Genomic DNA, 20,780 nt, shown 5'->3' with positions numbered 1-20,780 from the left:
CGACGCTGATGGAGCCTGCGCTGGCGCGCCGCGCACCCCTGCGGCTTACACTCGGCGTCCAGCGCGGCATGCCCGCAGTGACCCCACCGCCGCACGCGCAGACCGTCAATCAGTCAGACCTCTTTTTCCTATTTATGCAGATCCGCTGCGCCCTGGTCGGCATGCCCGGCTCCGGCAAATCCACCATCGGCCGCCAGCTGGCCCACCGCGTGGGCGTGCCTTTCATCGACGTGGACCACCGCCTGGAACAGCACCTGGGCATGAGCATCCGCCAGTTCTTTGAAGCCGAGGGCGAGGCCCGCTTTCGCGACGAGGAGGCCGCCCTGCTGTCGCACCTGGCCCAGCAGCCGGGGGGCATGGTCTTGTCCACCGGCGGCGGCGCCGTGCTGCGGCCCGACAACCGCAGCGTGCTGCGCCGCTTCGGCCATGTGCTGTACTTGCGCGCCTCGGCCGAAGAGATCTACAAGCGCATCAAGCACGACCGCAGCCGCCCCCTGCTGCAGGTGGGCAACCCCCTGGACAAGCTGCGCGAGCTGTACGCCCAGCGCGACCCGCTGTACCGCGAGACCGCGCACTTCGTGATCGAGACCGGGCGGCCCACGGTGAGCACGCTGGTGAACATGATCCTGATGCAGCTGGAGATGGCCGGTGGGGTGGAAAGCTCCGAGCCTGAACCGAGCAGGGATCAGCAGGGGTAAGCCCTAGGGCCTGTTCACACTATTTTTGCCAGTGCGAAGGCTTCCCTTCGGATTGCGATGCCCAGGGGCCATCCGCGGCGTTGCCAAGCCTCGCTGGGGCCGCACCCCAGCTTCGTTTGACGCCTAGCGCCAGGCCCTTGGGCGTCGCAACACATCTGGCAAAAATAGTGTGAACAGGCCCTAAGGGGCAAGCCGCGCGTCGAGAATCCGTTGCAACAGTTCAGCGAACTGCTGATCGCTGACCGCGTGGCGCGGGTTTTCGGTGTTCACACGGTGCACCACCACCAGGTCGTAGGCAGGCACCACGACCACCATGTGCCCACCGTAGCCTTGCGCCGAGAAAGTGCCGGCGGGCACCTTGATGGATGGCAGATGGCGCCCGTCCATCGCAACCCACCACATGTAGCCGTAGCCACCATCCGCCCCGGTATCCGAATAGGGTTGCAGGCTCTGCTGCACCCAGGCTGTCGGCACCACCTGCTTGCCAGCCCACACGCCGCCACGAAGGTACAGCAGCCCGAAACGGGCCAGATCCCGTGCCGACATGCGCATGGGATAGGCGGCGTGGATTGACTCTGCGCCCGTGAAGTAAGCGCCATCCTGGGCTCGCCAGTCCTGCATCTGCAGCGGCTGCACCAGCCGTGTGGCAAACGCGGCATAGATGCTGGTGCGCGTGCTGGCTTCGTAGATGGTGTTCAGCGCGTTGAAGTCCCAGTTGTTGTAGTACCAGAACGTGCCTGGCCCGTGGCTGCCGCGCGCGGGCCGGGCGGCTGCCATGGCCGGCGTTTCATACAGCGCTGGGTGGTAGACCCCGGAACGGGACTGCAGCAAGTGCCGTACGGTGGCCTGCTTTTCCGCGTCGGTGAGCGTGGGCGCGTTGTCGTCCACGCCCAGCGCCGCCAGCGTGGCATCCAGCGGCAGTCGGCCCTCTGCGGCGGCCATGCCGACCAGACTGCTCAAGATGCTCTTGCGGATCGAGTGGATGTTGAAGCGCTCATGGGTCGCACCCCACTCGTCCAAGATCCGGCCCTGGACCACGAGCATGACGGCTGCCGTGTCGAGTTTTCTGGCATGTTCGCGTACCCGCGCAAGCTTCTCGCTGGACCACCCGGCCGCTTCCGGCGATGCAACGCGCTCCCACTCGACCCCGGGCACCGTTGGCGCATCCGCCGTCAACGCCATTGCAGCCCCCGCTACCAGCCCGGTAAGGGATGTAACGATCCAGCGCAACGCCGCGCGCCGACGAGCTCTTGTTTGCATACGGTCTCCTAGGTTCACGCGGTGGCGGTGCCAATTCGGAGCGTTCATTTCGCGCGATGAAGCCGGCCTCCGAGCCTCTTGCCAGGCCCTCGCGCGCTTCCCAGAATACCGGCTCGCCCCAAGAAAGCCAGACTCTCAACCCGAAAGGAACAGGCCACCATGTCCCCCAAGAACACCATCTGCCTGTGGTTCAACGGCACCGCGCTGTAGGCCGCCGTGGGCCGCGTCATGCATGCGCCGGGCGACTACCCCGCAGGCCAGCAGGGCGATGAGCTGACGGTGGAGTTCACCGTACTTGGCATCCCGTGTTTGGGGCTGAACGGCGGCCCCACCTTCGCGCAGACCGAGGCGTTTTCGTTTCAGGTGGCGACAGACGACCAACTCGAAACGGACCGGCTGTGGAATGCCATCGTAGGCAACGGCGGGCAGGAGAGCGCTTGCGGCTGGTGCAAACACCGCTGGGGCGTATCTTGGCAAATCACGCCCCCGGTGCTGACCGAGGCCATCCAGGGGGCCGACCGCGCTGCGGCCAAGCGGGCCTTTGACGCGATGATAACCATGCGCAAGATCGACATCTCGGCGATAGAGGCGGCGGTGCGCGGGGCGTAGCTCGCCCGGGGAGTCCACCCGATCGACCATCGGCCGTCACATCAGCAGATGCTGCCGCCGATGCTCTTGCCGGTTTTCAGGTCAAAACCGAAGTAGCAGCTGTAGTCAGTAGCTGAGTACCGGATGCATTCCAACCGATCCTTTGTCCGCACCCGAGTCTTAGGGTCATTAATGCATTCGCTTTTAACATCTGGCCCCATTCGGTCAAACAAATCGCGAGCGCTTTTCCCCTGCAAATGAAAAGAAACCTTGGCATCCTCAGCATTCGGAGCTGTTGGATCTCCCAATCCGCCGGCGTAGAGTGCCATCTGCCCATTAATTGGCCTATACACAAAAATCCAATTAGCGACCGCTACCGAGCACATGACAAGTAACGCCGAAAAAATAGCTTTTTTACCAAATTCGCAAATATTCATCGATCACTCCCGGCACTCGATTTATATATTTTATTAAGCGCTCCAAAATCTGCTGCAAATCGCCTTCTAAAGCCTGATTTCCACATGCAAATGGTCATCATGACCATTCATATAGGTAGCATTAGCAATCTTTGGATCGTTGAAACCGACCTTTTTTACCATCCCTGTTTGCCAGATCAAGTCAACAAGCTTTTGCGTTGCCGCTTGGTCATAGTCTTTGCTAGACCAGCGCACCGGTTGCTTGGAACCATCTTTCCGAATCGGCCGAATATCAACCTGCAAACCATTTCGATGACTTTTATGGGGCGGGAACGCCACCCCTTCGGCCAAACTAATGTTTCCAATGCCGATTTTCCGCTCCTCAGTCATTGCCCAAGTATGCTCCAGTTTAAATATAAAATTAAGCATCTGCGGGTGAGCATACTGTGCACGACCACCAGGAGGAGTGCCGTAAGTGTAGTAGCCCGATTCTTCCGGCATCTGCGGAAGCATGAAATATCCGCGCCCGTCTTGAGGTAGCGGCGAAGATGTTGCCATTATTTCGCTCCTTTTTTGCAAATTTTATAAATTAAACAAGGCAAAAAGAGAGCGTTTCGAAATATTACAGTTTCAGACCCGACTATTTCATCGGCGCATGCACCGCCATCAGCCCCACCACCCAGTCGATGAACACCCGGACCTTCGCACTGACGTGGCGGTGGGGCGGATAGGCCACGTACAGGGGCATGGGGTCCAGCGTCCAGTCCTGCAGCAGCGGGACCAGTTCGCCGGCCGCTACGTGGGGCCGGGCCATGTAATCGGGCAGCCAGAGCACGCCCAGGCCCGCCAGGCCTGCCGTCAGGTAGGCATTGCCGTCGTCCACCGCGCAGATGTCGTGGCCCTGGGCCTGCACGCGTTCTGTGCCGCGGCGCATGTCAAACGGTAGGGACCGGCCGGTGCGTGCCCACAGGAACCCCACCGTGCGGTGGTGCGGGCCCTGCAGCGCGCTGGGGTGGTCGGGGGTGCCGGCGCGCTGCAGGTAGCTGGGGGCGGCGTACACCCGCAGCGCCAGGTCGCCCACGTGGCGCGCGACCAGGGCGGGGTTGGTCAGGGTGCCGCCGCGCACCACGCAGTCCACGTTGTCGCCGATCAGGTCCACAGGTCGGTCGCTCACGCCCAGGTGCAGGAGGATTTCGGGGTACTGCGCGTGGAACGCGGGCAGCGCGGGGATGAGAACCAGGCGCGCCAGCGGGCTGGGCACGTCCACGCGCAGGCGGCCGCGGGGCGCGGTGGATGCGCTGGCGAGGCTGGTTTCGGCGTCGTCCAGCTCGGCCAGCAGGCGCACCACGCGCTCGTAGTAGGCGGCGCCATCGGCCGTGACCTGCACGCGCCGGGTGGTGCGGTGCAAAAGCTTCACGCGCAGGCGGGCTTCAAGCTGCTGCACCAGCTGCGTGGCGGTGGTGCGGCTCATGTGCAGCGTGAGGGCGGCTTTGGTGAAGCTGCCGGTCTCCACCACGCGGGCAAAGGCCAGCATGGCATCAAAGCGGTCCATGGTGGGCCCCGGGTTGGTCGTTGACGGATTGTTTGGATTCTAAGAACAGTGGTGCGTGCAGTTGCCTGTTTATCGGTGTGGCGGGCGCTTCTACAGTTCCTTCATCGCATCCAAGCGAGCGATCCATCCATTCAACATTCATCCCCGGGAGTTTTTCCATGAACCAGCGCGATGTCGTGTTTCCAGCCGGCCGGCAGGCCTTGTATGAGCGCAACCGCTATTCGCCCGCGGTGCGGGCCAACGGCTTTCTGTTTGTCTCAGGCCAGGTGGGCAGCCGTGAAGATGGCTCGCCCGAGCCGGACTTGACAGCCCAGGTGCGCCGGGCGTTCGCCAATCTGAATGCCGTGCTGCAGGCCGCCGGCTGCACGTTTGACGACGTGGTGGACGTGACGGTGTTTGTGGTGAACCCTGAAGCGAATTTCGAAACCATCTGGGGCATCGTGCCGGAGTTCTGGGGGCAGGCACCCTTTCCCACGTTGACCGGTATCGGCGTGACCTGGCTCTATGGATTTGATTTCGAGATCAAGGTGATTGCCAAGCTGCCAGACAGCGCAGGTTGATGGTCGACTCTTTGAATCAAATAGGCTACTAGCGCTTATTGATAAAGCGCCAGCAGCTATTTTATTCATAGCATCACAGATTCGGCGCCAGCAGCCGCTCCAGCACCTTCTCGTCCATGCCCCGGCGCTGGGCCATGTCGTGCAGCTGGTCTTCGCCGATCTTGCCGACGTTGAAGTACACCGCGTCGGGGTGGCCGATGTAGAAGCCGCTCACGCTGGCCGCAGGGGTCATGGCCAGGCTTTCGGTCAGGCCCATGCCGATCTCTTCGGCGTTCAGCACGCGGAACAGGTCGGTCTTGGCGCTGTGGTCCGGGCAGGCGGGGTAACCGGGCGCGGGGCGGATGCCGCGGTACTTCTCGGCAATCATGTCCTCATTGCTCAACTGCTCGCCCGCTGCGTAGCCCCACAGGTCGGTGCGCACGCGGTGGTGCAGGCATTCGGCAAAGGCTTCGGCCAGTCGGTCGGCCAGGCTCTTGAACATGATGGCGGAGTAGTCGTCCAGCGCGTCGATGAAGGCCTTTTCCTTCTTCTCCACACCCAGCCCGGCGGTGACGGCGAACAGGCCCGCGTAGTCGGCAATGCCGCTTTCCTTGGGCGCCACAAAGTCGGCCAGGCAGCGGCTGGGGCGGGTCACGCCGTCGATGGTGTGTTTTTCGGCCTGCTGGCGCAGGCCGTACCAGGTCATGGCCACCTCGGTGCGGGTGTCGTCCGTGTAGAACTCGATGTCGTCGCCCACGCTGTTGGCGGGCAGCAGGGCCATCACGCCACTGGCGCTGAGCCAACGGCCCTCGATGATCTTTTTCAGCATGGCCTGACCATCGGCAAACACGCGCGTGGCTTCCACGCCCACCACTTCGTCGATGAGGATGGCGGGGTAGGGGCCGGCCAGGTCCCAGGTCTGGAAGAACGGGCCCCAGTCGATGTACTTGGCCAGTTCCGCCAGGTCGAAGTTCTTGAACACGCGGCGGCCCAGCGCGCGGGGCACGGCAGGCTGGTAGGCCGACCAGTCGATCGGCGTCCTGTTGGCGCGGATCTTGGCCAGGGGCCACAGGGGCGTGGCCTTCTTGTTGGCATGCTGGGTGCGCACTTTTTCGTAGTCGGCGTTCAGCTCATCCACGTAGCTCTGCACGCCGTCGCCCAGCAGGCTTTGCGCCACGCTCACGCTGCGCGAGGCGTCGGGCACATAGACCACGGGGCCTTCGTAGTGCGGCGCGATCTTGACGGCGGTGTGCACGCGGCTGGTGGTGGCGCCGCCGATCAGCAGCGGGATCTTCTTGATGCGGAAGTGGTCGTCCTTCTGCATCTCGCCGGCCACGTACTGCATCTCTTCCAGGCTGGGCGTGATCAGGCCCGACAGGCCCACGATGTCCGCGCCCTCGACCTTGGCCTTGGCCAAAATCTCGTGGCAGGGGACCATCACGCCCATGTTCACCACCTCGAAGTTGTTGCACTGCAGGACCACGGTGACGATGTTCTTGCCGATGTCGTGCACGTCGCCCTTCACGGTGGCGATCACGATCTTGCCCTTGCTGCGCACGTCGCGGCCGGCGGCCTCGTCCTGGCGCTTTTCTTCCTCGATGTAGGGGATCAGGTGGGCCACAGCCTGCTTCATCACGCGCGCGCTTTTCACCACCTGGGGCAGGAACATCTTGCCCGCGCCGAACAGGTCGCCCACCACGTTCATGCCGTCCATGAGCGGGCCTTCGATCACGTGCAGCGGGCGGCCACCCTTGGCCAGGATTTCGCGGTAGGCCTCTTCGGTGTCTTCGGTGATGAAGTCGGTGATGCCATGCACCAGCGCATGGCTCAGGCGCTCGCCCACGGTCTTGGGGTGCTCGGGCGTGCCGCGCCATTCAAGCTTCTTGCTCTCGTCCTTGGCGCCGCTCTTGGCCGTTTCGGCAATCTCGACCAGGCGCTCGCCCGCGTCCGGGCGGCGGTTGAGCACCACGTCCTCCACGCGCTCGCGCAGCGTGGGCTCCAGGTCGTCGTACACGCCCACCATGCCCGCGTTGACGATGCCCATGTCCATGCCCGCCTTGATGGCGTGGTAAAGGAACACGGTGTGGATGGCCTCGCGCACCGGGTCGTTGCCGCGGAAGCTGAACGACACGTTGGACACACCGCCCGAGACCTTGGCGCCCGGCAGGTTCTGCTTGATCCAGCGCGTGGCTTCGATGAAATCGACCGCGTAGTTGTTGTGCTCTTCAATGCCCGTGGCCACGGCAAAGATGTTGGGGTCGAATATGATGTCTTCGGGCGGGAAGCCCACCTCATCCACCAGCACGCGGTAGGCGCGTTCGCAGATCTCGATCTTGCGGGCGTAGGTGTCGGCCTGGCCTTTTTCGTCGAACGCCATCACCACGGCCGCAGCGCCGTAGCGCTTGACCAGCCGCGCCTGTCGCTTGAACTCGTCCACCCCTTCTTTCATGCTGATGGAGTTGACGATGCCCTTGCCCTGGATGCAGCGCAGCCCGGCTTCGATCACCTCCCACTTGGAGCTGTCCACCATGATGGGCACCCGGGCGATGTCGGGCTCGGACGCGATGAGCTGCAGAAACCGCACCATGGCGGCCTTGCTGTCGAGCATGGCCTCGTCCATGTTGATGTCGATGACCTGCGCGCCGTTCTCCACCTGCTGGCGCGCCACGGCCAGGGCCTCTTCGTACTGGCCGTTCAGGATCATGCGCGCGAACGCCTTGGAGCCGGTGACGTTGGTGCGCTCGCCGATGTTGACGAACAGCGTGCCCTCGCCAATGGAGACGGGCTCCAGGCCGGACAGCTTCATGGGGGGCAGGGATACAGCGGAAGACATAGGACTCACCTGTGCAGGGGCAGCGGACATACAGGTGAGCGTCGTTGCGGGGGCTGAGAACGTGGTCTCGCGCGTCCAAGCCTGACGGCCTCGATGTAGTGAGGGGCCGCTGCAACGCTCCTTGGACAGACGGGAGATTTTACCGGGTCAGCGCACCGGCAGGAATTGCAAAAAGGTACCGCCCACAACGCCCTGCACATAGCTGATGGCCGCGCGGCGGTACTTTTCGGTGGTGAATGCGGCCAGCAGATCCAGCCGCGCAATGATCTTGCCGAACTCGCGCTCGAAGCTCAGATTGCGGCCCTGTGCGCCGATCTCGTCGGCCAGCAGCAAGGGCTGGCCCTGGGCGTTGCGGCGCTGCGCGAGCAGCCAGGCGGCGGTCTCGACGTTGCGCGCGGCGTTGTAGAGGTGCTGGGCGTCCACGCCATCAAGCAAGAAGAACTCCGTTTTGCCGCCGTGGGCCGTGATGACCATGTCGGCCGTGGCATGGATGAAGGCCGCCACGCGGTCGCCTGCGAACTCGGGCGCCAGGACCAGCGCCATGGCGGCGATGTCGCGGCGGCCCTGCAGTGGGGCCCAGGGCTGGCGCTGCAGCACGGCGGTGCGCAGCTGCTCCAGCGCCTGTTCGCGGCTGGTGGCGCTGCCCTTGCGCCATTCGGCGGGGTTGCGGCGGTAGAGCTTGTCGGCCAGGCGCAGCAGGCCGTCCAGGTTCTCGTGCATGGCCAGGGTGGCCATGCGGTTGGCGTCGGACTGGGCCAACTCGGCCGCATGGGTGGGCGCCCCCTTCACCTCGCCGCGCGGCGTGGGAGCGTTGCTGGCACAGCCTGCCAACATGCAGCAGAACACTGCCACGCCAGCCCACCGACCCGGCAATCCCCGCAGCAGCAGCAACAAAAACGGCCCTCTCATGGGGCCGATTATGGGTGGCGGCTGAGAGCCCCTGCCCGCCGGCGCACGGCGGTTGACATTGTTTGAAGAAGCGCGTCTTGAACTCTTGCTATGACGCCGCCATGGCCGATGCGGGCAGGCCGAACAGGTGGTCAAACACCCAGTTGAAGACAAAGGTGTAGCAAAGGAAGAACACGATGAGTCCCAGGTCCATCACAAACGCGTGCCACAGGCTCACGCCGAACCACCAGGCAAACAGCGGCACCAGCGTGAAAACCAGGCCGCCCTCGAACCCGATGGCGTGCGCCACGCGCCGCGCCACGCTGCGGCCGCGCACGGGCTGGCGCGCCTCCCAGCGCTCGAACGCCCAGTTGAAGACGATGTTCCAGACGATGGCGATCACCGACGCCGCCACCGCCACCACGCTCGAATGCCCCGCGCCCTGGCCCGTGAGCAGCGCCAGGCCCACCGTGGCGGCGCCGATGGCGATCAGTTCGTACAGGGTCACGTAGACCACGCGGCGCTTGACGCCTTGCAGGCCAAAAAGAGTGGGTGTCTTGTCCATGGTGGGTACTTTATATTCGCCGCACTGACACATAAAGTCAGCTTATTTCAGTTTTAGTGATAGATTGATACCCCATGGCGTTCAACTCCGACAGCGTGCAGGTGTTTCTGACCGTGCTCGACCAGGGCTCGTTCTCGGCCGCCGCGCGGGCGCTGTCGCGCGTGCCGTCGGCCGTGAGCATGACCATTGCCCACCTGGAGGCCGAGCTGGATGTGCAGCTGTTTGACCGCAGCGGCCGCGAGCCCCGGCCCACGGCGGCGGCACGCGCGCTGGAGCCCCAGGCGCGGCTGCTGGCCCAGCAGCTGCAGCAGCTCAACGCCCAGGCACTGGCGCTGACCCAGGGGCTGGAAGAGCGCCTGACCCTGGCCATTGCCCCCGAGCTGCTGGCCGCGCGCTGGGGGGGGCCGCTGGCGGCGCTGGCGCACGAATACCCGCTGCTGCAGGTCGAGGTGCTGGCCGCGCCGCAGGTGGACGCGCTGGCGCTGCTGCACAGCGGGCGAGCCCAGTTGGCGCTGGTGTTTGAACGGCCCAGCATCGACGGGCGCGAGGGGTTTCAGGAGGTGGGCACCGAAACCCTGGTGGCCGTGATCGCTCCCGATCACCCCGTGCTGGCCGGGGCCCGTGCGGCCGCCCAGGCACGCGGCGAGCCACCCGAGGGCGCCATGCTGCGCGAGGAGCACCTCACCACCACGCGCCAGATCGTGGTGGCCAGCCGCGACCTGGGGCAGACCGACCCGCGTTTTGTGTTTGCTCGCCACCACTGGCGCACCGACAACCACCTGGCCGCGCTGGGCCTGATCGAGGCTGGCCTGGGCTGGGGCTGGCAACCGCGCGCGCTGGTGCAGCCGCGCATTGCAGCGGGCACGCTGGTGGAGATGCCGTTTGAAAACCTCAGCAACGGCACGGCGCTGTGGGTAGATGTGGTGTGGTCCAAGGAGCGGCCCCTGGGCCTGGGCGCGGCGCGGTTTGTGGCGCTGATGCGCGACAGCGCCACGCCGCAGGGCGCGGCCCGGTGAGGCGGTCAGGGCAATAAACTGGTGTCAAAAACGGCCTTTCCGCCCGTCCATATTGCCTCGTAAGCTATTACTTACATAGCAACTTGCGCCGTCACAGCCTGGTACTCCCGGCACTCGCCGTCCTCCGGCACCCACAGGCGGTGGGCCCAGCCGCCGTCCAGCGCCCGCTGGCGCACGGCGGTGCGGGTGGTGGGGCAGTGGTCCAGCGCCTCCAGGTGGTTCACCACGATGGCGCCCCGGGTGTGTTGCGCGGCCTCGGCCATGTCGGCCGCGTCCATGAGGATTTCTGCCCCCAGGTCAAAACGCGCGCCACCGGCGGGCAGCACGGCCACATCAGGCTGCAGGCGTGCCAGGCAGTCGCGCACGGTAGGAGTGAGCATGGTGTCGCCCGCCAAGTAGACGCTGGGCTCGCCCGGCAACTCCAGCAGGTAGCCGTGGCCATGCTCCATCAGGCGGCCCACCCAGCCGGTGCCGTGCACACAGGGGATGGGCGTGATGTGGCCGCCCAGCACCAGCGGCTGGCGCCCCGGCCCCGCCAGCGGGTGCACCTGCAGGCCCCGCTGCGCGAGGTAGCCCGCGTCGCGCGGCATGCACAGCACGGGGATCTGCCGCTCGCGCAGAAAGCGCTTGCCCACGCGGTCCAGGTGGTCGAAGTGGCCACGCTGGCAATGGGTGATGAGGGCGTGGGTCACGCGCTGCAGCAACGCGTCCGTGCCTGCGGGCAGTTCCACGATGGGGTTGCGCTGGCGCCCCGCGCCCAGGTAGCGCAGCGCAGGCAGGCTGCCCCGGGGCGCGAGCATGGGGTCCACCAGCAGGCCCACGGGGCGGCCCTCGGCGGGAGTGAATTCAAGCAACACGGTGGCGTTGCGCAACTGGGTGATCTGCATGGCGGGGCTCCAGGGGCGGTGGGAATGCCATGGATTGTTGGGATTCTGGGGTGCAGAGAAAATGGCTGGCTTTGACAACTTCTTTCCATTTCAGGCCACCTGCGCTGAAGCTACTTCCATGCCCTCATCCCCCCCACCACCCCTGCGCCTGGCGCTGCTGCTCTACCCCGGCTGCATGCCCGCTGGCCTGTTTGCCACGGCCGACCTGGCACGTGCCGCCAACCTGCGCGCGCAGCGCGCCGTGGTCACCACCTGCTGGGCGGGGGTGGATCTGCAGCCCGTGCCCACCTGGCAGGGCCCGGCCCTCACGCCCGGCGTGACGCTGGCGCAGGCCGAGGTGGATGCGGTGCTGGTGCCTGGCCTGTGGTTGTCGTCACCCGACGGTTGGCAGGTCCCTGCGCTGCAGCAGCAGTTGGCACCCGCCGTGGCGGCGTTGCGCGCCCTGCCCCGCCGCACCCGGGTATGGAGCTACTGCGCCGGTGTGGCGCTGGCCGCCGCCAGTGGCCGCTTGCGCGGGCGCGGCGCCACAGCCACCTGGTGGCTGCGCGCGGCGCTGGAGCAGCAGTTTGGCGCCGTGCACTGGCGCTTTGACGAGCCGCTGGTGGAAGACGGCCCCGCCACCACCGCCGCAGGTGCCAACGGCCACCTGCCGCTGATGCTGCACGCGCTGGCCCAGCGGCTCGATGCCGCCGCACTGGGCGATCTGCAGTCGCTGCTGATGCTGCCGCGCCCCCGCACCACCCACCCCGCGTTCGCAGGCCATGACCTGATGGCTGTGACCGATCCCACCCTGCGCCGCGCGCTGCTGTGGGTGCAGCGTTGCCCCGCCACCGCGCTGCGCCTGCCCGCGCTGGCCGATGCACTGGCCCTGTCGCCCCGCACGCTGGCACGCCGGGTGCAAGCTCACACGGGGCTGTCGGCCGCGCTGTGGATGCGGCGCATCAAGCTGCGCCAGGTGGGCGAGGCGCTGTGCGACACGCCCCTGCCGGTCAAGCGCATTGCCGAAGACTTGGGCTTTGCCAGCGAGGCGGGCCTGCACCGCGCGTTCCAGCAGGCCACGGGGCAGACACCGCTGGCCTACCGCATGGCGCATGGTTGAACGCCAAAGGGGTCGGTGAATACGAGGGCACCCTGCATCGTTCATCCCAACGATGACCGCCGGGCCATCCTTTGCGATCATGTCTACCGGCCACCACGGCCAGGAGTGAACCCATGCCCACCACCCACACCGCCACCTGCCACTGCGGCGCCGTTGCCATCGAAGCCACGCTGGACCTGGCCCAGCCCACCTACCGTTGCAACTGCAGCATCTGCCGCCGCACCCGCTTCTGGCCTGCCGTGGCCTTGCCGGGTGGCTTTCGCATCGTGCGGGGGCAGGACGACCTCACGCGCTACACCTTCGGCACCCACAAGAACCACCACTACTTCTGCCGCCACTGCGGCGTGCGCGTGTTTGGCCACGGCACCGACACGCCCATGGGCGAGATGTATGGCGTGAATGTGGGCTGCATCGATGGCCTGACGGACGAAGACCTCGCGCGCCTGGCGGTGGTGCGGGTGGACGGCCTGCACGACCAGTGGCAGCAGGCCCCGGCGCACAGCGGGTATCTTTGACATTCCGGCGCATTGCGCCGCCCTGCCAGGAGCCCGCCCATGCCTTCACCTTTTGCCGCCGCCCCGTCCTCCCTCTTGCAGCGCCTGCAGCCCTGGCAACCGCCGGGCAAGCACATGTCGCTGGACGACATCGACCCCGGCGCCAAACCGTTCTCGCTGGGCGACAAGGCCCGCGACAAGGCCGCGGTGGAAGAACTGGCGGTGGAGCTGGATGCGCTGCAGAACCTGTTCTACGCCGACAAGCGCTACAAGCTGCTGGTGGTGCTGCAGGGCACAGACACCTCGGGCAAGGACGGCACCATCCGGGGTGTGTTCGGCCGCATGAGCGCCCTGGGCGTGCACGCCGTGGGCTGGAAGGCGCCCACCGAGACCGAGCGCGCCCACGACTACCTCTGGCGCATCCACCAGCAGGTGCCGCAGGCGGGCGACATCACCGTGTTCAACCGCAGCCATTACGAAGATGTGCTGGTGCCTGTGGTCAATGGCTGGATCACGCCCGAACAGCACCAGCAGCGGCTGGCGCACATCAACGACTTCGAGCGCATGCTCAGCGAGACGGGCACCATCGTGCTGAAGTTCTTGCTGCACATCGGCAAGGACGAGCAGCGCGAGCGCCTGCAGGAGCGGCTGGACGACCCCGCCAAGCACTGGAAGTTCAGCATGGGCGACATCGACGCACGCAAGCAGTGGGCCGACTACCGCCGTGCCTACAACACGCTGCTGGCCGCCACCCACACGCCCTGGGCGCCCTGGACCATCGTGCCCGCCGACTCCAAGACGCACCGCAACCTGATGGTTGCCACGGTGCTGCGTGCGGTGCTGCAGAACCTGGACCTGCGCTACCCGACGGGCGACCCGGCGCTGGCGCATTTCACCGTCGAGTAGCCCTGCGCGCCGGGGCCCGGGCAGATACAGACAGCAGGTCGCGAAACGCGCTTTTGAGCCTGCGCTGCAGCCCTCATTCTTGCTGCAGTGCCGCATAAACAGGCGCTTTCCGATGGTTATGCACAATTTGCATAGCACTGAAACACTCCGGCCTTAGACAGCGTGCGGACACAGGCATAAGCTTCGCGGCTTGAACTGATCCCACAAGGAATTCACCATGTCTTCATCCACCGGCGCTCCCGCCGCCACCCCGCTGGGCGCCGTCCACACCCTGCCGTCTTACCTGCAGGCCGACAACCTCGGCCCCTGGGGCATCTACCTGCAACAGGTGGACCGCGTCACCCCCTACCTGGGCCACCTGGCCCGCTGGGTCGAGACGCTCAAGCGTCCCAAGCGCGCGCTGATCGTGGACGTGCCGATCGAGCTGGACAACGGCACCATCGCCCACTTCGAGGGCTACCGCGTGCAGCACAACACCTCGCGCGGCCCGGGCAAGGGCGGTGTGCGCTTCCACCAGGACGTGACGCTGTCGGAAGTGATGGCCTTGTCGGCCTGGATGAGCATCAAGAACGCGGCCGTGAACGTGCCCTACGGCGGCGCCAAGGGTGGCATCCGCGTGGACCCCAAGAAGCTGTCGATGGGTGAACTGGAGCGCCTGACGCGCCGCTACACCAGCGAGATCGGCATCATCATCGGCCCCAGCAAGGACATCCCGGCACCCGACGTGAACACCAACGGCCAGATCATGGCCTGGATGATGGACACGTATTCCATGAACACCGGCGCCACCGCCACCGGCGTGGTCACCGGCAAGCCGGTGGACCTGGGCGGCTCGCTGGGCCGTGTCGAAGCCACTGGCCGCGGTGTGTTCACCGTGGGTGTCGAAGCCGCCAAGCTCACCGGTCTGGCACTGGACGGTGCCCGCGTAGCCGTGCAGGGCTTTGGCAACGTGGGCGGCATCGCTGCCAAGCTGTTTGCCGAGGCGGGCGCCAAGGTGGTGGCCGTGCAGGACCACACCGGCACCATCTTCAACAGCAACGGTCTGGATGTGCCCGCCCTGCTGGCCCATGTCAAGACCCGCGGCGGCGTGGGTGGCTTTGGCGGCGCCGACGTGATGAAGCCCGAGGAGTTCTGGGGCGTTCAGTGCGAGATCCTGATCCCCGCCGCGCTGGAAGGCCAGATCACGAAGGACAACGCGGGCCAGATCAAGGCCAAGCTCGTGATCGAGGGCGCCAACGGCCCCACTACCCCTGAAGCGGACGACATCCTGCACGACAAGGGCGTGCTGGTGCTGCCCGACGTGATCGCCAACGCCGGTGGCGTGACGGTGAGCTACTTCGAATGGGTGCAGGATTTCTCCAGCTTCTTCTGGAGTGAAGACGAGATCAACGCCCGCCTGGTGCGCATCATGCAAGAGGCCTTTGCGGGCGTGTGGCAAGTGGCCCAAGAGCACAAGGTGAGCTTGCGCACTGCCACCTTTATCGTGGCCTGCCAGCGCATCCTGCACGCTCGCGAAATGCGCGGGCTGTATCCATAAGCTCTGCGCCACACGCGGCAAAGCCTTGCAGTCACCAGCCACATCGCGCTGGTGGCCTGTATCTCAAAACCGCCAGATGCCGCGACCCGGCTCTGGCGGTTTTTTGCATGGCGAAGAGATTTGTACCGCTGGTCAGGCCAGCGGCACAGGCCCCACAGGATCAGGCGGCAGCACCCCGCGCATCGCCATGCAGAACGGCTGCACACACGCGGCCCGCGCAGCGTAGGGGCAGCCCACCGTCTCGCACAGGCCTGACGCGCCATTGCGCGCTCTGTCTTCCTCGCGCGGCACCTGGCCGCTGGCCTGCATCACGGCCATCTGCGTCCAGGGATCCAGGCGGCCCGCCGTGGCTTGCTGCAACATCTCGCGGCCGTACACCGTGGCGGCCAGCTGCGGCTGAAAGTCGAGCACCAGCAACGCGCTGGTGCGCGGCGCCGAGGGCTCCATCCCCTGCAGCACCAGGGCCGTCACACCCGACTGCAGCGCTGGGACGTTGCCTGCGAACGGCACCTGCAGTGCTGCGCCCGTCGGCACGGCAGTTGAAGGCGGAAGCCCGGCGGCCGGCGCCTGGGGAGCTTGCGCAGCCAGCCAGGGCACCGGCACCCGCAGCGTGAGCGAAAAGCCGCGCGGCCCCTCGGGCGTCTGGGCCGTGCCCTGGCGCACCAGCCAGGTCTGCAGCGGCGGCTGGTCGGCGTCCAGCGTGCCGCTTTCCAACGCCTGCGCCAAGCCCATGGGCCAGGGCTGGGCCGACACCACGCGCTGCGGCGCACCGCTGCCGGCGGTCACCTGCTGCACCAGCGCGCTTACCAGGCGCATCAGCGGCGCGCTGAGGCCCGACGCAGGCCAGGCCGCCGCGGCTCCGCCCACCGCCGTCGAGGCGGGTGCTGCTGCGCGCGGCGGTCCAGCAGAGGGCAAGGGCACCGGCGGCGAACGCTGCGCACCTGCAGCACGGCCGGCCCCGGACGCACCTGCACCGTCCGCCCCCGCACGCCGCGGATCAAACCCAGCGCCCAACTCGCGCGCCTGGGCCGAGATGCTGGCCTTGTCGGCCGGAGCAGTTGGGGGCAGCGGCGGGGCCCCGGCAGGCGGAGATGTGGGCGTGGGCGGCGGCCCTGCAGGGTCCGCACCAGGCCGGGACAGCACTGGCGCTGGCTTTTCCAGACCCAACAATGAAGATTGCCGCTGCAGCGCCGCCTCGGCCAGAAACTGGGCTACAGGAGGAAGGGGCGCGCTGCGGGAGGAATCGATGGGGCCGGCCATGGGTTGTATGACGGATCAATGCCGGATTCTGGAGCGATTTGGAGGGCATGACCAGAGCGCAGCGCAGGCCGCGAAATGCCTTCCGGGAAACTATCATACTGATAGCTGTTAGCGCTTGCCAGATAAGCGCTAGAGGCCAATTTGGCCTGTATTTATGCCACCGACCGTGCGAGATATCGCCACACTTATCGTGCACGGTGGGCGGTGTAGGCCCGCCTCACCTGCCCACCCCACTCACACCGCCAGCGCGGGCTCCGGCGTCGCGGCCGGCGGCTGCGATTCAACCACCCGCGCCAGCAGCGCGCCGCTGTAGCGCGCAGGCAGCGGAATCCACACGCGCACCGGGCTGCCCTGGGCGACCTGCACGGGCTGGCCTTCCACGTTGCGCATCTCTTGCAGGCGCACCGTAGTGTTGCCACTGGGGTGTACTACTTCGATCAGGTCTCCCACGGCAAAGTGGTTCTTGGTTTCGACCTGCACCCAGTCGCCTTGCAGGCCCACATCGGCCTGACCCTCTGCACCCAGCACCTCGCCCACAAACTGGCTGCGCTGCGTGGCCGAGTGGCCGCTGAGGTAGTTCTGGTAGTCGTTGCTGGGGCGGCGCTCCAGCAGGCCGCCGGTGTAGCCGCGGTTGGACAGGCCTTCCAGCTCGATCAGCAGCTCGGGGTTGAAGGGGCGGCCGGCCACGGCATCGTCAATCGCGCGGCGGTAGACCTGGGCGGTGCGGGCCACGTAGTACAGGCTCTTGGTGCGGCCTTCGATCTTGAGCGAATCGACACCGATCTGCGCCAGGCGCGCCACATGCTCCACCGCGCGCAGGTCCTTGCTGTTCATGATGTAAGTGCCGTGCTCGTCTTCCATGATGGGCATGAGCTGGCCGGGGCGGCCGGCTTCTTCGATCAGGTAGACCTTGTCGGCCTTGGGGTGGCGCTGGCCGCTGCCGGTGGTGGAGAACGATTGCTCGGCCTTCTGCTGCGCGGCCTCGAAGTTGAAGTCGCCCTCCATCTTCTGCGCGATGGCTTCGCCCGTGGTGGGGTCGATGTCGGCGTCGTGCGTGGCGTAGTTCCAGCGGCAGGCGTTGGTGCAGGTGCCCTGGTTGGGGTCGCGGTGGTTGAAGTAGCCGCTGAGCAGGCAGCGGCCTGAGTAAGCGATGCACAGCGCGCCGTGCACGAAGACTTCCAGCTCCATGTCGGGGCATTCTTGGCGGATCTTTTCAATCTCGTCCAGGCTGAGTTCACGCGAGAGGATGATGCGCTCCACGCCCATCTTTTGCCAGAACTTCACGGCCGCCCAGTTGGTGGTGTTGGCCTGCACCGAGAGGTGCACCACCTGCTCGGGCCACTTTTCCTTGACCATCATGATCAGGCCCGCGTCGGCCATGATGAGGGCATCCGGCTTGCAGCCGATCACGGGCTCGATGTCGCGCAGGTAGGTGCGGATTTTGTCGTTGTGGGCAATCAGGTTGCTGGTCACAAAGAACTTCTTGCCGCGTGCATGGGCCTCGTCAATGCCTTGCTTGATCTGCTCCAGACGGAACTCGTTGTTGCGCGCGCGCAAGGAGTAGCGCGGCTGGCCTGCGTACACCGCGTCGGCGCCAAAGTCGTAGGCGGCGCGCATCTTGTCGAGCGAGCCGGCGGGCAGGAGCAGTTCGGGGGCTTTGAGCGTGGTCATGGGGTGGCCCAATCTAAAAATCGTCGGGGGTCGGGTTCAGCGCGGCATCAGGGGCAGGCCGCCGAGCATGCCCACGGCCTGTGCGGGGAACTCTTCGGCATCAAACGCCTTGTCGCCATCCGCGTCCTGCACGCCGTTAGGCACCAGGCCCTTGAAGTCGAACTGGCGCGGGTCCATGAAGTGCGAGGGCACCAGGTTGCGCAGCGCCACGGCCATGTTCTCGATGCGGCCGGGGTAGAGCTGCTGCCAGTCGCGCAGCATCTGGCCGATCTGCTTGCGCTGCAGGTTCTCCTGGCTGCCGCACAGGGTGCAGGGGATGATGGGGAAGTTGCGGATCTCGGCCCAGCGGGTGAGGTCGCTTTCGGCCACATAGGCCAAGGGGCGGATGATGAGGTGGTCACCCCGGTCGCTTTGCACCTTGGGTGGCATGCCCTTGAGCTTGCCGCCGAAGAACATATTCAAAAAGAAGGTCTGCAGCATGTCATCGCGGTGGTGGCCCAGGGCGATCTTGGTGCAGCCCAGCTCGTCGGCCACGCGGTAGAGGATGCCCCGGCGCAGGCGGCTGCACAGGCTGCACATGGTCTTGCCCTCGGGGATGTGCTCCTTGACGACGCTGTAGGTGTCCTGCGTTTCGATGTGGAAGGGCACGCCCACTCGGGTCAGATATTCGGGCAGCACATGGGCCGGAAAGCCGGGCTGCTTCTGGTCGAGGTTGACGGCGATCAGCTCAAAACGGTTGCCATTGCGCTGCTGCAGCATGCGCAGCACGTCGAGCATGCCGTAGCTGTCTTTGCCGCCCGACACGCACACCATCACCTTGTCGCCGTCTTCGATCAGGCCAAAGTCGCCAATGGCCTGGGCGACCTGGCGCACTAGGCGCTTTTCGAGCTTGAGCGCGGCGTGGGCGGCGGCTTTGGCGGCCGCTGCGGCTGCGTCGTCGCCCTCCACAGAGGAGGGTGCGGGCGGGGTGGCGGTATCAAGCATGGAGGGGGCGGACCAGAGGGCGAAACGGGGATGCGCAATGCAGGGGGATTGCAAGGTTGCCGCACCCGGCGCCGCCCTGCAATGGGTTACGAGGGATGACCGCACTGCGCTGGCACGGCAATCACTATTATTTTTATAGCTGCTTGCGCTTGGTAGATAAGCGCTAGAGGCCAATTTGAGTCAAATTCAGGCTTCGGCAGGGTAGAACATCTTGCGCGTGGGCACATCGGCCACCGCCTTGGCAATGGCGCCAATGTGGTCGGGCGTGGTGCCGCAGCAGCCGCCCAGGATGTTGACCAGCCCCTCGGCCGCGAACTCGTGCACCAGGCGGCTGGTGATCTCGGGCGTTTCGTCAAAGCCGGTGTCGCTCATGGGGTTGGGCAGGCCGGCGTTGGGATAGCAGCTGATGAAGGTGTCCTCGGCCACGCGGTTCAGCTCCTGGATGTAGGGGCGCATCAGCGTGGCGCCCAGGGCGCAATTGAGGCCAATGGCCAGGGGGCGCGAGTGGCGCACGCAGTGCCAGAAGGCGGTGACGGTCTGGCCCGACAGGATGCGGCCCGATGCGTCGGTCACGGTGCCGCTGATGATGAGGGGCAGGCGCTCGCCGCTCTTTTCAAAGAACTCATCAATCGCGAACAGCGCGGCTTTGGCATTGAGCGTGTCGAAGATGGTCTCGACCAGCAGCACGTCGGCGCCGCCTTCGACCAGCGCCTCGGTCTGCTCGTAGTACGCAGCGCGCAGGGTTTCAAAGTCGATGTTGCGCGCGCCGGGGTCGTTCACGTCGGGGCTGATGCTGGCCGTCTTGGGCGTGGGGCCCAGGGCACCGGCGACGAACCGGGGCTTGTCGGGCGTCGAATACTTGTCACAAGCCGCACGGGCCAGTTGGGCCGAGCGCAGGTTCATCTCGCGTGCCAGATGGGCCATGTGGTAGTCCTCCTGCGCCACGGTGGTGGCGCCGAAGGTGTTGGTCTCAATCAGGTCGGCCCCGGCCGCCAAGTAACGCTCGTGGATGTCGCGGATCACATCGGGCCGAGTGATGCTGAGCAACTCGTTGTTGCCCTTCACGTCGTACGCAAAGTCCTTGAACCGGTCGCCCGCGCCATCGGGCCCGTTGTAGCCCTCGCCCCGGTACTGCGCCTCGCCCAGCTTGAAGCGCTGGATCATGGTGCCCATGGCGCCGTCGAGTATGACGATGCGTTGGGCGAGGATGTCGGGCAGTTGCGCGGCGCGCGTGTAGTGGAGGGCTTGCATAGCCTTGTATTGTAGGAAGCCGGGCTTCAAAGGCCTGGAAGGGTGCTTTGCATGCGCCTGTTGCTTTAAAACCCTCAGAAATAAAAAATTTCAGTCAAATTACGGATTGCAATATACTGTGCGCTGTTGCAGTCACGCCCGCCGCTGATGCCGTCACCGCAACGCCTGCCCGGCGGCTCTACCAGCCGCCCTCCCGCAGGCCGCCTTTGCGACCTTGTTTGTCGCCCCAGTGGATCTGTCGAGCTGCAGCCCACCGAGTCCTTTCTTCCGTGCTCACGCAGGTGGCTTTTTTCAGCCTGCGTTCCAGACTGATCGCACCCCATTTCACAGACAGCC

At 65.8% G+C, this 20,780-nt stretch carries 20 protein-coding genes and 1 riboswitch; of the genes, 8 read left to right on the top strand and 12 right to left on the bottom strand.

Annotated features, from left to right (window positions below):
• The first annotated feature begins 134 nt into the window (after nucleotides 1-134).
• Nucleotides 135-698: a shikimate kinase gene (locus tag ACK4HJ_RS09665; RefSeq protein ID WP_409830536.1), complete on the top strand. Its 564-nt coding sequence runs from the start codon at nucleotides 135-137 to the stop codon at nucleotides 696-698.
• A gap of 180 nt (nucleotides 699-878) precedes the next feature.
• On the opposite strand, the gene ACK4HJ_RS09660 is transcribed toward ACK4HJ_RS09665, so the two are convergent.
• Nucleotides 879-1,958 carry a serine hydrolase domain-containing protein gene (locus ACK4HJ_RS09660; RefSeq protein WP_409830464.1) on the bottom strand — a complete coding sequence of 360 codons (1,080 nt, stop codon included), beginning with the start codon at nucleotides 1,956-1,958 and terminating at the stop codon, nucleotides 879-881.
• A gap of 216 nt (nucleotides 1,959-2,174) precedes the next feature.
• Here ACK4HJ_RS09660 and ACK4HJ_RS09655 point away from each other — a divergent pair, with 216 nt between their 5' ends.
• A complete protein-coding gene (locus ACK4HJ_RS09655) occupies nucleotides 2,175-2,567 on the top strand; it encodes a VOC family protein (protein WP_409830462.1) in 393 nt (130 codons plus the stop codon).
• A gap of 41 nt (nucleotides 2,568-2,608) precedes the next feature.
• Here the strand turns inward: ACK4HJ_RS09655 and ACK4HJ_RS09650 are convergent, their stop codons facing one another.
• From ACK4HJ_RS09650 to ACK4HJ_RS09640, 3 genes are all read right to left on the bottom strand, one after another.
• Nucleotides 2,609-2,983, bottom strand: a complete 375-nt coding sequence (locus tag ACK4HJ_RS09650) for a hypothetical protein (RefSeq protein WP_409830460.1) — start codon at nucleotides 2,981-2,983, stop codon at nucleotides 2,609-2,611.
• 66 nt (nucleotides 2,984-3,049) lie between these two features.
• On the bottom strand, nucleotides 3,050-3,520 hold the full coding sequence (locus ACK4HJ_RS09645) for a penicillin-insensitive murein endopeptidase (protein WP_409830457.1): 471 nt from the start codon (nucleotides 3,518-3,520) through the stop codon (nucleotides 3,050-3,052).
• A gap of 82 nt (nucleotides 3,521-3,602) precedes the next feature.
• Nucleotides 3,603-4,514: a LysR family transcriptional regulator gene (locus tag ACK4HJ_RS09640; protein WP_409830455.1), complete on the bottom strand. Its 912-nt coding sequence runs from the start codon at nucleotides 4,512-4,514 to the stop codon at nucleotides 3,603-3,605.
• 158 nt (nucleotides 4,515-4,672) lie between these two features.
• Between ACK4HJ_RS09640 and ACK4HJ_RS09635 the strand changes: the two genes are divergently transcribed.
• Nucleotides 4,673-5,074, top strand: coding sequence for a Rid family hydrolase (locus tag ACK4HJ_RS09635; protein WP_409830452.1), 402 nt, complete (start codon nucleotides 4,673-4,675; stop codon nucleotides 5,072-5,074).
• A 73-nt stretch (nucleotides 5,075-5,147) separates the two neighbouring features.
• Here the strand turns inward: ACK4HJ_RS09635 and metH are convergent, their stop codons facing one another.
• The 3 genes from metH to ACK4HJ_RS09620 all read right to left on the bottom strand — a co-directional run bounded on the left by metH (nucleotide 5,148) and on the right by ACK4HJ_RS09620 (nucleotide 9,339).
• Complete coding sequence (gene metH / locus ACK4HJ_RS09630; protein WP_409830449.1) at nucleotides 5,148-7,886, bottom strand: methionine synthase; 2,739 nt, start codon at nucleotides 7,884-7,886, stop codon at nucleotides 5,148-5,150.
• Nucleotides 7,887-7,915: 29 nt separating this feature from the next.
• Nucleotides 7,916-8,015, bottom strand: a riboswitch (S-adenosyl-L-homocysteine riboswitch).
• Nucleotides 8,016-8,033: 18 nt separating this feature from the next.
• Nucleotides 8,034-8,720, bottom strand: coding sequence for a hypothetical protein (locus ACK4HJ_RS09625; protein ID WP_409830533.1), 687 nt, complete (start codon nucleotides 8,718-8,720; stop codon nucleotides 8,034-8,036).
• 163 nt (nucleotides 8,721-8,883) lie between these two features.
• Nucleotides 8,884-9,339 (bottom strand): PACE efflux transporter, encoded by a 456-nt coding sequence (locus tag ACK4HJ_RS09620; protein ID WP_409830446.1) that lies wholly within the window; start codon nucleotides 9,337-9,339, stop codon nucleotides 8,884-8,886.
• Nucleotides 9,340-9,413: 74 nt separating this feature from the next.
• On the opposite strand from ACK4HJ_RS09620, the gene ACK4HJ_RS09615 reads away from it, so the two are divergent.
• Nucleotides 9,414-10,355: a LysR family transcriptional regulator gene (locus ACK4HJ_RS09615; protein WP_409830443.1), complete on the top strand. Its 942-nt coding sequence runs from the start codon at nucleotides 9,414-9,416 to the stop codon at nucleotides 10,353-10,355.
• A gap of 71 nt (nucleotides 10,356-10,426) precedes the next feature.
• Here the strand turns inward: ACK4HJ_RS09615 and ACK4HJ_RS09610 are convergent, their stop codons facing one another.
• Nucleotides 10,427-11,242, bottom strand: a complete 816-nt coding sequence (locus ACK4HJ_RS09610; protein WP_409830441.1) for an MBL fold metallo-hydrolase — start codon at nucleotides 11,240-11,242, stop codon at nucleotides 10,427-10,429.
• 118 nt (nucleotides 11,243-11,360) lie between these two features.
• Here ACK4HJ_RS09610 and ACK4HJ_RS09605 point away from each other — a divergent pair, with 118 nt between their 5' ends.
• From ACK4HJ_RS09605 to ACK4HJ_RS09590, 4 genes are all read left to right on the top strand, one after another.
• Entirely contained in the window at nucleotides 11,361-12,341 is a 981-nt protein-coding gene (locus ACK4HJ_RS09605) for a helix-turn-helix domain-containing protein (RefSeq protein WP_409830438.1), read from the top strand.
• 113 nt (nucleotides 12,342-12,454) lie between these two features.
• Nucleotides 12,455-12,856, top strand: coding sequence for a GFA family protein (locus ACK4HJ_RS09600; protein WP_409830435.1), 402 nt, complete (start codon nucleotides 12,455-12,457; stop codon nucleotides 12,854-12,856).
• Nucleotides 12,857-12,895: 39 nt separating this feature from the next.
• A complete protein-coding gene (locus ACK4HJ_RS09595; RefSeq protein WP_252662116.1) occupies nucleotides 12,896-13,741 on the top strand; it encodes a PPK2 family polyphosphate kinase in 846 nt (281 codons plus the stop codon).
• Between the two features lie 217 nt (nucleotides 13,742-13,958).
• Nucleotides 13,959-15,278, top strand: a complete 1,320-nt coding sequence (locus tag ACK4HJ_RS09590) for a Glu/Leu/Phe/Val family dehydrogenase (protein WP_409830432.1) — start codon at nucleotides 13,959-13,961, stop codon at nucleotides 15,276-15,278.
• Between the two features lie 132 nt (nucleotides 15,279-15,410).
• On the opposite strand, the gene ACK4HJ_RS09585 is transcribed toward ACK4HJ_RS09590, so the two are convergent.
• The 4 genes from ACK4HJ_RS09585 to ACK4HJ_RS09570 form a co-directional block, all read right to left on the bottom strand.
• Nucleotides 15,411-16,538, bottom strand: coding sequence for a hypothetical protein (locus tag ACK4HJ_RS09585; protein WP_409830429.1), 1,128 nt, complete (start codon nucleotides 16,536-16,538; stop codon nucleotides 15,411-15,413).
• Between the two features lie 234 nt (nucleotides 16,539-16,772).
• Nucleotides 16,773-18,209: a tRNA 5-hydroxyuridine modification protein YegQ gene (gene yegQ / locus ACK4HJ_RS09580; protein ID WP_409830426.1), complete on the bottom strand. Its 1,437-nt coding sequence runs from the start codon at nucleotides 18,207-18,209 to the stop codon at nucleotides 16,773-16,775.
• A 36-nt stretch (nucleotides 18,210-18,245) separates the two neighbouring features.
• Complete coding sequence (gene ttcA / locus ACK4HJ_RS09575) at nucleotides 18,246-19,193, bottom strand: tRNA 2-thiocytidine(32) synthetase TtcA (RefSeq protein WP_409830423.1); 948 nt, start codon at nucleotides 19,191-19,193, stop codon at nucleotides 18,246-18,248.
• A 186-nt stretch (nucleotides 19,194-19,379) separates the two neighbouring features.
• Nucleotides 19,380-20,444: a homocysteine S-methyltransferase family protein gene (locus ACK4HJ_RS09570; RefSeq protein ID WP_409830419.1), complete on the bottom strand. Its 1,065-nt coding sequence runs from the start codon at nucleotides 20,442-20,444 to the stop codon at nucleotides 19,380-19,382.
• Nucleotides 20,445-20,780 lie beyond the last annotated feature (336 nt).

Source organism: Acidovorax sp. (assembly GCF_046294525.1).
GTDB lineage: Bacteria > Pseudomonadota > Gammaproteobacteria > Burkholderiales > Burkholderiaceae_C > Acidovorax.
The sequence above is the reverse complement of the archived record's forward strand: the minus strand, read 5'-3'. Positions and strand labels throughout refer to the sequence as shown.